Raw genomic sequence first — 13,410 nt, forward strand, 5'->3', positions numbered from 1 at the left:
TGGTACTGCACCCGACAGAGTGTGGGAGAGTAGGACACCGCCGCAATTTAACTCAAGTAAACCCCTTGGAGCACCACTCCAAGGGGTTTACTACTACACACAAAACACGAAAACGGTTCGCACGGCCCACTCTAATTCAACATGCTCACCCACGAGAACCTCTCACCTTTTCCAAACTGCTCTTCAGTCAAAGCTCGGCAACACGCAGCGGCAGACGAGTGGACTCACGCACAATGTGGCACTTTCTGGCGGATTATCGCCGTGACCCGGCTATGCTTTCTTAAAATAGGGACGTAGCTATCAGGGCTAGAACGCCCACGTTTGAAAAGCGCAACCGCGCAGGAATAGAGGAAGAAGCCATGGCAGAAGAACAAGGATCACGTTTTGATAAGGGTCGTGGTGGATTCCAGCGTCGCTCACAGTGGAGCGACCGCAATCAATTTCGCGGAAACAATGACCGTCGCGAAGGCGGTTACCGTGGCCGTGGTGATGATCGTCGTCAGGGCGGTTATGGTCGTCGCGACGATGATCGCCGAGAAAGTGGATACGCACGACGCGATAACGACCGTCGCGAAGGTGGTTACGGTCGTCGTGATGACAACCGCGGTCGTGGTTTCGACCGTAACGACGACCGTCGCGAAGGTGGCTACGGTCGTCGTGATGACAACCGCGGTCGTAGCTTTGACCGTAACAATGACCGCCGTGAAGGTGGTTACGGTCGTCGTGATGACAGCCGTGGTCGTAGCTTTGACCGTAATAATGACCGCCGTGAAGGTGCTTATGGTCGTCGTGGTGATGATCGTCGTCGGGGCGGTTATGGTCGTCGTAATGACAACCGGGATCTTCGCTTCGAGCGCAACAATGATCGTCGTTCCGGCGGTTTTGACCGTAACAATGAGCGTCGCGGTGGCGATCGCCAGCGCGGTGATCGCATGCCTCCCAGCCACAACCAAGAGCAGTACCAAAACTACGCTTCCACTGACGAGTACGTCTCGCCCAACCCGAACGAACCTACGATTCCCGCAGGTGTGTCCGCCCAAGAACTTGATGCAGCAGCACTGCGCGCACTTACTACACTTTCCGGCCCGAATAAGGACATCGTTGCCCGCCACCTCGTGATGGCCGGACAGCTGATCGACCTTGATCCGGAACTTGCCTACAAGCATGCTTTTGCAGCATCCGCGCGTGCTGGTCGCGTTGACGTTGTCCGCGAAGCAACTGCCTTGACCGCATACGCATCCGGTCGCTATGACGAGGCACTCCGTGAGGTCCGCGCCGTCCGTCGTATGCGCGGTGACAACTCGCTTCGTGCAGTCGAAGCAGATTGTGAACGTGGCCTAGGACGCCCTGAAAAGGCTGTCGAAATCATCGACCAGACTGAAACCAAGGGCATGGAACTGTCCGAGCAAGTCGAACTGATTCTGGTTTCTTCCGGCGCTCGCGCCGATCTTGGCCAGAACGAAGTTGGTCTGCTCATCGTCGATGATGCGCTGGCTGTACTGCCCGCAGACACGGATCCCTTCCTCCTGCGTCGCTTGAACGAGGTCAAGATTGATCGTCTGCGCGAACTTGGACGCGATGATGAAGCCGACGAACTCGAATCCCAACTTCCTGAAGAAATCGAAGACCCCGATATCGTTGATATTTCGCTCTATGCGGATGCTGACGTTGACAATAAGCGCACTCAGCTTCGTGCAATGTCAACACCGCTGGTCGAAGAATTCGATGTTGCCCTCTTTGATCTCGATGGCACCGCATGGAATGGTGATGAACCGATCGAACATGCAGCTGACGCAGTGAAAGAAGCACGCGAAGCCGGCATGAAGACCGTCTTCGTTACGAATAACGCGATGCGTAGCCCTCGCCAGGTTGCCGACAAGCTGAACACGATGGACTTTGAAGCAGATCCGTCGATGGTGATGACCTCCGCCATGGATGTTATTGCTTTGATGAAGGAACGCATCGAAGACGGTTCGAAGGTCTTTGCTATCGGTGGCGACGGTCTTCGCATTGCACTGACTGAAGCGGGATATGAGCTCGTCGATTCCGCTGATGATGAGCCGGTTGCCGTTGTTCAGGGCCTCGACACGGACGTGAACTGGGCACTCATGTCGGAAGGCGCATTTGCCATTCAACGGGGTGCGCATTTCTTCGCAACGAACCTTGACGCAACTCTTCCACAGGAACGTGGCTTTGCTCTTGGCAACGGCTCTCTTGTCGTCGCCATTGAACATGCAACGGGCAAGCGTGCTTTTGCAGCAGGCAAGCCGGAACCGGGTATTTACCAGCGTGGCGCTGCACTGGTTGGCGGTGAGAAGCCGATCGCTGTTGGCGACCGCCTTGAAACCGACATTCTGGGCGCTGTTCGCGCAGGCATGCCGGCAATGCACGTCCTTACCGGCGTTCATGACGCACAAGCCATTGTGACGGCTCCCCGTGGCCAACGCCCCAGCTTCCTCGCCCTCGATATCCGAGGCCTTCAGGAAACTCATCCGCGCGCTAAGCACCACCTGGATAACTCCTGGACCTGTGGCGTCTCTCAGGTTGTCCGCATCGCACGTCGCGGCGGAATCTTCGTCGACGATGTTGAACTGGCCGAGGATGAGACCTACACGATTACGCTCGACACCTACCGTGCAATGGCGGCAGCAGGCTGGGATTACTCTGACGAAAACGCCGGAGAGACCCCGCGTTGCCCGAGGCTCACAGTCGTTCCGAATGATGATGAGTCCGGAATCGTTGTTGCGCCGATTGAAATCTTAGAAGACACAGAAAGCGACGAGGGCTTCACCTCCTCTGACGAATTACTTGCAGTTCAAGCAGATGAGCTTGATGAAGCGTTGGAAACTCCTGCGTTCCTTCCCGGCGAAGAAGAACTCGAACGTCTTCTTGCCGAAACTGAAGACGATGATGAAGCGGGCGAAACTCAAGGCGAGTGATGACTGATTTCAATTACGGTTCTGGGGCGAGCGTGATGCCGCCCCAGAACCGGAGCCTCGGCAATGATGATGCTCGCCAGGCTACGAATTCAGGGCAGAATGCCCAGTCTGAAACAGTGAGCATCGAAGAGCTTGAACGCGAAATCGTTCGTTTGAAAGAACGCGACGTTGTTCTACGCACGCGTCTATCCGGTCCGGAGTTCTTGTGAAACTGCGTCGAATTGATTCGGAGCTTGTGCGCAGGGGATTGGCTCGATCTCGTACCCATGCCCAAGAAATGATCGCTGACCAGCGTGTGAAGCTCGACGGAGAAATCGTTCTGAAGCCCGCACGTCAAATGGATCCTGCACAGGCGATCGTGATTAGCGAGGCACCAGAGATTGAATACGTGTCTCGTGGCGCGCATAAGCTGGCCGGTGCCCTAGATATTCTGGGCGATACTGCTCCCACGATCTCGGACGCAGTGTGTATGGACGCAGGCGCTTCAACCGGTGGATTCACTGAGGTGTTGTTACGCGCGGGAGCGCGCCAGGTGTTTGCCGTTGACGTTGGTTACGGTCAGCTTGCTTGGAAGCTCCAGTCAGATCCTCGTGTCGTCGTGATGGATCGTACCAACGTACGCACGATGAAAGACGGTGATCTGGATCCGAAGCCACAGATCGTTGTTGGCGATATGTCCTTTATTTCGCTGACGCTTGTTATCCCGGCTCTCGTTGAAGTTGCAACCGATGACGCTGATTTCCTGCTGATGGTGAAGCCGCAGTTTGAGATCGGCAAAGAACGTCTCGGCCACGGTGGCGTTGTTCGCAACCCGAACCATCACGTGGAAACCGTCGAAAATGTTGCGCTCTGCGCCATCGACAACGGTCTAACAATCCGTGCAGTCGCAGCATCGCCTCTTCCGGGGCCTTCTGGGAACGTTGAGTACTTTATTCATATGTCCGCATCTGGCTCAGGCGGAATTGATGCTGATGAGTTACGCTCACGTATCAAAGAGGCAGTGATTGCTGGCCCCGCAGATTCGAAGGGACTTCAATGATTCGTCGCGTCATGCTTGTCTGGCATAAGCATCGTCCTGACGCGCAGACAGCAGCATCGGTCATGATGAGCGAGCTCGACTCTCTTGGCGTCGAGGTCGTCGAAGACGCGCGCCCAAATTCTGCCGATCTTGTTCTTGCCCTCGGTGGTGATGGAACGATCCTTGCGGCAGCTGAATATGCTCGCCGTTGCGATGTGCCCCTTCTCGGCGTGAATCTCGGCCACATGGGCTTTCTTGCCGAGGCTACCGATCAGGGCCTCGACGAACTGGCACAACGCATCGCAAACGAAGATTTCCATCTGGAAACCCGCATAACGTTGGACGTTGTTGTTCGCCAACCCGATGGGACGGTCATTACTGACTGGGCGTTGAACGAAGCGGTCGTTATCCACACGGATGTTGCCCATCCGGTGCATCTTGCGCTGGCAGTCGACGGACAGGACGTTTCAACGTACGGCGCTGATGGCATTGTTTTGGCGACGCCAACGGGCTCAACCGCATATAGTTTCTCCGCTGGAGGACCAGTTGTATGGCCCGATACCGAGGCGATCGTGATGGCGCCGTTGGCGGCTCATGGATTGTTTACGAGGCCGCTTGTCGTGGGTCCGTCTTCCAAGCTTGAAGTGGGCGTGCTCAGTGAAAACTGGACCTCGCCAGAACTATGGTGCGATGGAAAACGACGGACCAGTTTGCCTCCGGGCTCCAGTGTGACTACCACGGTTGGTCAGTGGCCGGTGAGGCTTGTCCGTCTTGATGACACCCCATTCTCGACTCGTCTGGTTCAGAAATTTAATCTTCCGACCCGCGGTTGGAGGAACGGACGTAACAGGTCGGTCGCGAAATGATTTCAACGATTGAAATCTCCGGGATCGGTGTGATTGACCGCGCCACTCTTGACTTCGGTGAGGGTCTCACGGTTCTTACCGGCGAGACGGGTGCCGGTAAGACGATGGTGCTCACATCGGTAAACCTTCTAATGGGCTCGCGGGCAGAGCCAGCCTTAGTGCGCGAAGGAAGATCTCGCGCGCAAGTCGATGGTGTCTTCACTCTGGATGAGCAACAAATAGCTCCTCTGGTTGAAGAGGGAATTGACGTTGAAGATTCGGAGCTGATCGTTTCGCGTACCGTTCTTGCCCAGGGGCGCTCGCGCGCACACGTCGGTGGGCGAATGGTTCCAGCATCGATGCTTGCCCAGACAGTTGCCCCCCTGATCACAGTGCACGGGCAGGCCGAACAGATGCGTTTAAAAAACCCGAATGCCCAACGTGACCTCGTAGATTCCTACGGCGACCAAGCGCACCAAGATTTGCTGGCCGAATACGGGAAAGCCTGGAAAGAAGCGGTGAACGCCAAGCGTTCTTTCGATGACATTACGAAGAACGCAGATGAGCGTATCGAAGAAACAGAATCGCTGAGCGCAGCTCTTGAAGCGATTGATGCTTTCGACCCTCATGAAGGTGAGGACGAAGAGCTACGACTCGAAGCGCGTCGCCTGATGAGCGTGGAAGACCTCCGTCGGTTTATTGATACTGCAACGGCTGTCATCCGAGGAACTGACGATACAGATGGAGCCTCGAGCCTTCTTCGACAAAGTCGCGATCAAATTTCTTCCGCGCGCAGCCTCGACGAGTCGCTCGCGTCTCTTGAACGACAGGCAGAATCGATCGCAATCGATGTTGAGACTTTGGGGGATGACCTAGGAGCCTACGCTCGTAGCCTCGACGCTGACCCCGCTCGTCTTGCATGGGTTCATTCGCGACGCGCTGATCTGAAGAAACTTCTTGAAGGCCGGGCCGATGATGCGAGTGGCCTCATTGAATGGGCGCAACGCGCACGTAAGCGTCTTGAAGAGCTTGTGACCAGTGGAAATAATCCTGAGGCCGCCGAAAAAAAACTGAAGGAAGCTCAAGCGCGCGTCCTCGAAGTCGGTTCACGCCTCCACGATTCCCGCGTCCGATGCGGTCGTGAGCTGGCGGAAAAAGTAACGGGGGAGTTGCACGCGCTTGCCATGGCAGACGCGAAGCTTATTAGTACCGTTGAAAAGACAAAACCTACGTCGCATGGCCTCGACGACGTCACTATCCTGCTTCAACCGCACTCATCGGCCACACCACGCCCACTTGGGCAGGGAGCCTCTGGTGGCGAGCTGTCCCGCATCATGCTGGGACTCGAAGTCGTCTTGGGTGAAAAGAGCACTACGAAGACCTTCATTTTCGACGAAGTTGATGCGGGAATTGGCGGGCAAACGGCGACTGAAGTGGGTGCCCGCTTGAAACGCCTGGCACAAAACCGGCAGGTTATTGTCGTCACTCACCTCCCGCAGGTCGCTGTCTTCGCCTCGCACCACCTAGTGGTGACGAAGAATGACGGTCTCACCGACGTGCACGTGGTGGAAGGTGAAGCCAGAGAGGCTGAATTAACGCGGATGATGGGTGGAGATGCTCACTCTCCGGCGGCACGCCGGCACGCTATCGAAGTCCTGACTTCAGCCGTGCCACAATCACAGGGATGAGTAGCGAAAAAATCCAGTCCGCTTCAGGCGCGACACAAATCACGGGTATCGCACGCGTTGACAGTCGTGTTCGAAACATTACTGCTCGCCTGGAACCCGGTGACATTGCAGTAATCGATCAGGTTGACCTTGATCGTCAAAGCGCGCACGCTCTCGTGTCGCGCGAACCGAAGGCCGTCCTTAATGCCGCGCCTTCTTCGTCAGGTCGCCAACAGGTGCGCGGTCCTCGTGTCCTTCTCGAAGCAGGAATCATCGTCATCGATGATCTTGGCCCCGACGTGATGTCCCTGCGTGAAGGTGACACCATCACAATCAACGGTGGTCGTGTTCTTCGCGACGGCGAAGTCGTATCGACAGGTCGTCTGCTTTCCCTGCGCGATTTGGAAAACGACGAAGTCGAAAGCCGGCAGCTCATTTCAACGCAGATCGGTTCGTTCGCAGCCTCGATCGAAGAATTCCTTGATCGTGATGGAGACGTCCTACGAGGTGTTGGTGTTCCGACCTTTAAGAAGGACCTCGAAGGAAAGCCCGTTGTCGTCGTCCTTGACGACTCCCAGACCAAACAACAGCTGAAGAACCTGAAGCGTTGGATCGGCGATGCTTCTCCGATCATCATCGGCGTTGACGGAGGTAGTGATCTGGCGCGTTCTGCCGGGTTTAAACCTCAGATCGTTGTCGGCGACATGGATCAGATCGGCGACAAGGTTCTTCGTGGCGCAGGCCGTAGGATTCTTCGACGCGGTCACGACGGTATCGCTCAAGGAAGCGAACGACTCAACCGCATGGGTCTGCACGCCGACGTCGTCGAAATGTCGGGTTCGTCCGAAGACGTTGCCCTGCTGGTAGCTAAGCATTCGGGCGCCTCGTCGATCGTTCTCGTCGGTGACCACCACGATCTTGACGATTTCATTGACCGTGGCCGCTCCACGATGTCGCCGTCATTCTTTACTCGACTCGTTGCCGGGGATGAACTCGTTCAGGCTCGAGCAGTTGCCGCCACCCACCGCCCACGACTCTCAGGTTTCTGGATCGTGCTACTGGCGTTGGTGATGATTGGTGGAATCGGTGTTGCTCTCTGGGCGACGCCGTGGGGCAATGATCTGTTCTCATCGATTATTTCGCTTGCGAGCCCGTCCACCCCAATGTCCCCTGACTCTTTGACGAACCTCAACTGAGGAGATACAAAATGATGAATTTCCGTTACCACCTGGTATCGCTGATCGCAGTGTTCGTGGCGCTTTCGATCGGTGTCATCCTCGGTTCTGGTCCGTTGCAGTCCCGAATCTCTGGGGCTCTTGCAGATAAGAATGCAACATCTTCCGTTGCCGATGCCCAGGCTCTTGCTCAGGCTCAAGCTCTGGCAAGCGCTGAAGCAGCAGGTCTTGATGCGATTGCATCGAACAAGCTTGACGGCACTCTGTCAGGCATGAAGGTAACAACAATTGGTTTGCCCGGAGCTACGGCTGAAGACATTACGACGATCAGCGATCAGCTGTCCGCCGCTGGCGCCGAGGTAATCGGCCATGTCTCGCTGACGGACAACTTCGATAACGCTGGAATGTCTCAGTACCGTGAGACCCTTTCAAGCCCGCTTTCGAGCCATATGTCTAATCTGCCCTCATCTGCATCGGGCGAAGCAATCATCAGCTTCGGCATCGTTGCAGTCTTGACGACTACGGGTTCTGAAACGGACCTCGTGAAGGAGATTTTGACTGACGATTCCACTCCGATCATGTCGATCGCCACGGATCCGGCCGGAGCAACGGAAGCCATCGTTGTCGTCGGCCCGCGTGCTTCGGCAACTGCTTTAGCTCAGAACTCTGCAGATGCTTCCCAGTCTGGCGTTGTGGAACGTGCTCCTCAGGCGTGGATGGGTCTTGCTCAGGCGGTCACTTCTGTTCCGAAGTCTGCGGTTATCGTCGCTGATGCTTCGACGGATTCGTCCATGGGACAGGTTCTGCGCACTCAGGGCGCCCAGGTTACGTCAATCGATTCGCCTGGCACGACGCTGTCGGCAATCTCAGCCGTCATCTCCCTGAAGGATGCGTCCGCAACTGCTCGCGCATACGGCGTTCAAAATGGCGCCACTGCGGTTATACCCGAGCTTCCGTGATAGGAGCTATCGCTTCGCCTCAACGTTCGTGACAGCGAGCCACTAGCGCTTCTGCCACGTGACGTTTCCAACTGTGCGGTGCGTATCATCTTGGCCTTCTGAGTCGAGGTGATATGCACCGTTTTGTTATGCTGGAGTCCCATGGTGATGTCTTCAACGCGCGCTATGGGCGCAGATCAAATGGTGACCAAGCAGATTTTTGTTACTGGCGGTGTCGTCAGTTCACTGGGTAAAGGCTTGACCGCTTCAAGTCTTGGTCGTCTTCTTCGCTCTCGTGGTCTTTCTGTTGTTATGCAGAAGCTTGATCCGTACATTAACGTCGATCCGGGCACAATGAACCCCTTCCAGCACGGTGAAGTTTTCGTGACGGAAGATGGTGCTGAGACCGACCTCGATATTGGTCACTACGAGCGTTTCCTTGATGTTGCTCTTTCGGGTGACGCAAACGCGACAACCGGTCAGGTCTACTCGACGGTGATCGCGAAGGAGCGTCGTGGTGAATACCTTGGTGATACCGTCCAGGTTATCCCGCATATTACTGATGAAATTAAACGCGTGATGCGTTCCCAGGCTCATCCCGACGCCGAAGGCAACACTCCTGACGTGATCATCACGGAAATTGGTGGCACCGTCGGTGATATTGAATCTCAGCCGTTCCTCGAAGCTGCACGTCAAGTGCGCGCCGATCTTGGTCGCGAGAACGTTGCCTTTGTTCACGTTTCGCTGATTCCGTTCCTGCCGGCTGCCGGCGAACTGAAGACGAAGCCGACGCAGCACTCTGTTGCTGCTCTTCGTTCGATCGGTATTGCTCCCGATGCTCTTGTGCTGCGCACGGATCGTCCGCTTCCTGAGGGGATTAAGGGCAAGGTCGCGCTGATGTGCGACGTTGACCGCGATGCCGTCATCGAGTGCAAGGATGTGTCGTCGATTTACGAGGTTCCGCCGACGCTTCACCGTGAGGGACTCGATGCCTACTTGGTTCAACGTCTTGGATTGCAGTTCCGCGATGTTGATTGGACGGAGTGGAATGGCTTGCTCGAGCGGGTTCATTCCCCGAAGTACCGCGTTGAGGTCGCCCTGGTTGGCAAGTACATTGATCTGCACGATGCGTATCTGTCGGTTCAGGAAGCCATCAAGCACGGTGGCTTTGCAAACAATGCTCGCGTTGATATCCGCTGGGTCGCGTCCGATGGTTGCGAGACGCCCGAAGGTGCCAGTCGTGAACTTGCCGGTGTAGATGCGATCTGTGTCCCCGGCGGTTTCGGTGTACGAGGCATCGAAGGCAAGCTTGGTGCCCTGCGCTGGGCACGTGAACACGGCGTTCCTACTCTGGGCCTTTGCCTTGGCTTGCAGTGCATGGTGATTGAAGCATCGCGTAACATGCTGGGTCTGGCTGGCGCTTCTTCGACGGAGATGGATCCCGAGACTTCCGATCCGGTTGTTGCCACGATGGCTGATCAGATGGACATCGTTTCCGGCGAAGGTGATCTTGGTGGCACGATGCGCCTTGGCTCTTACCCTGCAAAACTCGTCGAAGGTTCGATTGTTGCTCAGGCGTACGGAACGACCGAGGTGACTGAACGTCACCGTCATCGCTACGAGGTCAACAACGCCTATCGCGATCGCCTTGAAGCGGCGGGTCTGCATATTTCCGGTACTTCACCCTCGGGTGATCTGGTTGAGTTCGTTGAGCTTGATCGTTCCTTGCACCCGTACTACGTGTCGACCCAAGCTCACCCGGAGTTCAAGTCGCGTCCGACGAACCCGCATCCGCTGTTCGTGGGCCTCGTCCACGCTGCCCTGGAACGCCACAAGGGACGCTACTCGTCGTATCAAGGCACTCATGCCGTTGAGGAATCAGCGAAATGACTTTGCGTGAGGTTGCGGCCTCTCAGGCGAAGGCCGAAGGCGATACTCCAGCTCAATTCGAGGTCATTGAACACCGTCATCTCTGGGATGGGCGGGTCATCGGGCTTGAAGAGGACGAAGTTCGTCTGATTGAAGACGCTGAACCTGTTCTTCGCCAGTACACCACGCACCCAGGTGCGGTCGCTGTCGTGGCGCTGCGGGGCGAAGCTGGCAACGAAGAGGTACTTCTTGAACGTCAGTATCGTCATCCGGTGCGAGCAAACCTATGGGAAATTCCCGCGGGATTGCTCGATATTGAAGGGGAAGACTATGTTCTTGCAGCCCAGCGAGAACTGGCTGAAGAAGTTGATCTTCAAGCAAATCAATGGGATGTTCTGGTCGACTACTTCACGTCGCCGGGAGGATCGGTTGAATCGCTTCGTATCTTCCTCGCGCGTGATCTGGTCGAGCTTGATCAGGAGTTCGAACGTCTGGACGAAGAGGCACTCATGGTGAGTTCCTGGGTGAAGCTTGATGACGCTGTGGACATGATATTTTCTGGCAAGTTGCACAACCCGTCTGCAGTAACTGGAATTCTTGCAACCTGGAATGCGCGAGCACGTGGTTGGAAGGGCCTGAGACCTGCGGATTCACCCTGGATGCGCTAAGGAAACGTGTGGCGTTTTTGACACGTCTGAATTTCGATAAGCATATTGTGCGTAAAAGGACGTAGACTCTGACATAGATTCCCACGTGAACAGATGATCGGAGGCCTTGTGGGCGAACAGCTCGATGCGCGAACTCGCGAGCAGGTTCTCGATTTGATCGTCGAAAAGGGACCCGTGACTGCAACCGTCATCGCTCGAATTCTTAAGCTGACTACCGCAGCCGTGCGCAGGCATATCACCATCTTGTTGGATTCGAAAGAAATCATGGAGATGGAACCGGCGCAGTTGAAAAAGCGTGGTCGTGGACGCCCGGCTCGTCACTATGTCGCAACACCGAACGCGCACACGAAGTTGCCTGACGGATATTCCGAGCTAGCTGTCAAAGCCCTCGGATACCTTGGACAAGTTGGTGGTGGGGAAGCGATTGATTCTTTCGCGGCCTCTCGTTCGCGTGAAATTGAGCGTCGCTATGCGCCTATCATTCGCGAAGCTGGCTCAGACCCGAAGGTCCGTGCTCAGGCTCTTGCCGATGCACTGACTCAAGACGGTTATGCGGCGACGGTTCGAGACATCGGTAATGGCAATTTCGCTATTCAGCTATGCCAAGGGCACTGTCCTATTCAGGAAGTTGCCGGTGACTACCCGCAGCTCTGCGAAGCAGAAACCCAAGCGTTTAGTCGACTTCTTGATGTTCACATTCAGAGACTTGCAACTCTTGCCGGCGGTGGTCACGTCTGTACGACTCACATTCCCGTGGGCGCACCCGTGCTTCGTTCGGCTTCACGAGCCACTCTGCGTAAGTAGAGCGTGCTTGAAATTAAGAATGGAAGGTTGAGACCACTATGACCCAGTCACCGCAGGTCACTGACCTCGATGACCGTCAAATGAGTGATGATGAAATCATCGACTCAATTGGCGCGTATGAGTACGGATGGCGCGATAGCGACGAGTACTCAAAGAATGCTGAATACGGCATTAATGCGGACGTTGTTCGTTCGATCTCGGATCATAAGAATGAGCCGGAGTGGATGCGTGAACGTCGTCTGAAGGCACTTGAAATCTTCGATCGCAAGCCGATGCCCACATGGGGCCCGGATCTTTCAGATATCGACTTCGATACGTTCAAGTACTACGTCAGCCCCACCGACCGTCAGGTGAATTCGTGGGAAGACCTTCCCGAGGAAATTCGTCACACCTACGATCGTCTGGGTATTCCGGAGGCTGAAAAGAATCGCCTGGTCTCCGGCGTCGCCGCCCAGTACGAGTCTGAGGTTGTCTACCAGCAGATTCAGGAAGATCTTGAACGCCAGGGGGTCATCTTCCTCGATACCGACACGGGTCTCCGTGAGTATCCGGAAATCTTCCAGGAGTACTTCGGCAAAGCTGTTCCCTCCGGAGACAATAAGTTCTCCGCACTGAACACCGCCGCTTGGTCGGGTGGTTCCTTCGTCTACGTGCCACCAGGCGTCCACGTTGACATCCCGCTTCAGGCCTACTTCCGCATTAACACTGAGGCTCTTGGCCAGTTCGAACGTACGCTGATCATCGCCGATGAGGGCTCCTACGTTCACTACGTCGAAGGGTGCACCGCGCCGATTTACGACGAGAACTCACTGCACTCAGGTGTTATCGAGATCTTCGTCAAGAAGGGTGCGCGCGTTCGCTACACGACGATCCAGAACTGGTCGACCAACGTTCTGAACCTCGTGACCCAGCGTGCCATTGTCGAAGAAGGCGGAACTATGGAATGGGTCGATGGCAACATGGGTGCCGCGATCACCATGAAGTACCCCGCCTGCTTCCTCATGGGCGAGCATGCCCGTGGAGAGACATTGTCTATCGGTTTCGCAGGCCCCGGTCAGCACCAGGACACTGGCGCCAAGATGGTCCACATGGCACCGCACACCTCTTCTTCGATCGTGTCGAAGTCCGTGTCTCGTGGCGGTGGCCGTACCTCGTACCGCGGTCTGGTTCAGATCAACGCCCGCGCACGGCACTCGAAGTCCAACGTCCTTTGCGACGCGCTTCTTGTCGACAAGGTTTCACGTACCGACACCTACCCCTATGTTGACGTCCGAACCGATGACGTCGAAATGGGTCACGAAGCAACCGTTTCGAAGGTGTCGGCAGACCAGCTCTTCTACCTGATGAGCCGTGGCCTTGATGAGAACGAAGCAATGGCAATGATCGTTCGTGGCTTTGTTGAGCCGATCGCGAAGGAGCTCCCGATGGAGTACGCGCTCGAACTCAACCGCCTGATCGAACTGCAGATGGAAGGATCCGTCGGCTGA

General features: G+C 55.9%; 11 protein-coding genes. All 11 read left to right on the forward strand.

Annotated features, from left to right (window positions below; genetic code table 11):
* Positions 1–359: 359 nt before the first annotated feature.
* Entirely contained in the window at positions 360–2,939 is a 2,580-nt protein-coding gene (locus PG731_RS04130; protein WP_270772328.1) for an HAD-IIA family hydrolase, read from the forward strand.
* On the forward strand, positions 2,939–3,148 hold the full coding sequence (locus PG731_RS04135; RefSeq protein ID WP_270772329.1) for a hypothetical protein: 210 nt from the start codon (positions 2,939–2,941) through the stop codon (positions 3,146–3,148). Before PG731_RS04130 ends, PG731_RS04135 begins: the two co-directional genes overlap by 1 nt.
* Positions 3,145–3,978, forward strand: a complete 834-nt coding sequence (locus PG731_RS04140) for a TlyA family RNA methyltransferase (RefSeq protein WP_270772330.1) — start codon at positions 3,145–3,147, stop codon at positions 3,976–3,978. The genes PG731_RS04135 and PG731_RS04140 overlap by 4 nt, the downstream gene beginning before the upstream one ends.
* Positions 3,975–4,823, forward strand: coding sequence for an NAD kinase (locus PG731_RS04145; protein WP_270772332.1), 849 nt, complete (start codon positions 3,975–3,977; stop codon positions 4,821–4,823). The genes PG731_RS04140 and PG731_RS04145 overlap by 4 nt, the downstream gene beginning before the upstream one ends.
* Positions 4,820–6,490: a DNA repair protein RecN gene (gene recN / locus PG731_RS04150; protein WP_270772334.1), complete on the forward strand. Its 1,671-nt coding sequence runs from the start codon at positions 4,820–4,822 to the stop codon at positions 6,488–6,490. The genes PG731_RS04145 and recN overlap by 4 nt, the downstream gene beginning before the upstream one ends.
* Positions 6,487–7,665: a putative cytokinetic ring protein SteA gene (steA, locus tag PG731_RS04155; protein ID WP_270772335.1), complete on the forward strand. Its 1,179-nt coding sequence runs from the start codon at positions 6,487–6,489 to the stop codon at positions 7,663–7,665. Before recN ends, steA begins: the two co-directional genes overlap by 4 nt.
* Before the next feature lie 11 nt (positions 7,666–7,676).
* A complete protein-coding gene (locus PG731_RS04160) occupies positions 7,677–8,603 on the forward strand; it encodes a copper transporter (protein ID WP_270772337.1) in 927 nt (308 codons plus the stop codon).
* Between the two features lie 147 nt (positions 8,604–8,750).
* Positions 8,751–10,472 carry a CTP synthase gene (locus PG731_RS04165; RefSeq protein ID WP_270772338.1) on the forward strand — a complete coding sequence of 574 codons (1,722 nt, stop codon included), beginning with the start codon at positions 8,751–8,753 and terminating at the stop codon, positions 10,470–10,472.
* Positions 10,469–11,119, forward strand: a complete 651-nt coding sequence (locus tag PG731_RS04170) for an NUDIX domain-containing protein (protein ID WP_101628226.1) — start codon at positions 10,469–10,471, stop codon at positions 11,117–11,119. The genes PG731_RS04165 and PG731_RS04170 overlap by 4 nt, the downstream gene beginning before the upstream one ends.
* Positions 11,120–11,212: 93 nt before the next feature.
* Complete coding sequence (locus PG731_RS04175) at positions 11,213–11,923, forward strand: helix-turn-helix transcriptional regulator (protein WP_243381227.1); 711 nt, start codon at positions 11,213–11,215, stop codon at positions 11,921–11,923.
* Between the two features lie 38 nt (positions 11,924–11,961).
* Complete coding sequence (gene sufB, locus PG731_RS04180) at positions 11,962–13,410, forward strand: Fe-S cluster assembly protein SufB (protein ID WP_101628225.1); 1,449 nt, start codon at positions 11,962–11,964, stop codon at positions 13,408–13,410.

The sequence above is a fragment of the Pauljensenia sp. OF14-1SRA genome (assembly GCF_027694595.1).
Lineage (GTDB): Bacteria > Actinomycetota > Actinomycetes > Actinomycetales > Actinomycetaceae > Pauljensenia > Pauljensenia turicensis_B.

Coding starts and splice junctions, on each gene's coding strand:
- PG731_RS04130 (WP_270772328.1), top strand. CDS start 360: ATGGCAGAAGAACAAGGATCACGTTTTGATAAGGGTCGTGGTGGATTC.
- PG731_RS04135 (WP_270772329.1), top strand. CDS start 2,939: ATGACTGATTTCAATTACGGTTCTGGGGCGAGCGTGATGCCGCCCCAG.
- PG731_RS04145 (WP_270772332.1), top strand. CDS start 3,975: ATGATTCGTCGCGTCATGCTTGTCTGGCATAAGCATCGTCCTGACGCG.
- recN (WP_270772334.1), top strand. CDS start 4,820: ATGATTTCAACGATTGAAATCTCCGGGATCGGTGTGATTGACCGCGCC.
- steA (WP_270772335.1), top strand. CDS start 6,487: ATGAGTAGCGAAAAAATCCAGTCCGCTTCAGGCGCGACACAAATCACG.
- PG731_RS04160 (WP_270772337.1), top strand. CDS start 7,677: ATGATGAATTTCCGTTACCACCTGGTATCGCTGATCGCAGTGTTCGTG.
- PG731_RS04165 (WP_270772338.1), top strand. CDS start 8,751: ATGTCTTCAACGCGCGCTATGGGCGCAGATCAAATGGTGACCAAGCAG.
- PG731_RS04170 (WP_101628226.1), top strand. CDS start 10,469: ATGACTTTGCGTGAGGTTGCGGCCTCTCAGGCGAAGGCCGAAGGCGAT.
- PG731_RS04175 (WP_243381227.1), top strand. CDS start 11,213: ATGATCGGAGGCCTTGTGGGCGAACAGCTCGATGCGCGAACTCGCGAG.
- sufB (WP_101628225.1), top strand. CDS start 11,962: ATGACCCAGTCACCGCAGGTCACTGACCTCGATGACCGTCAAATGAGT.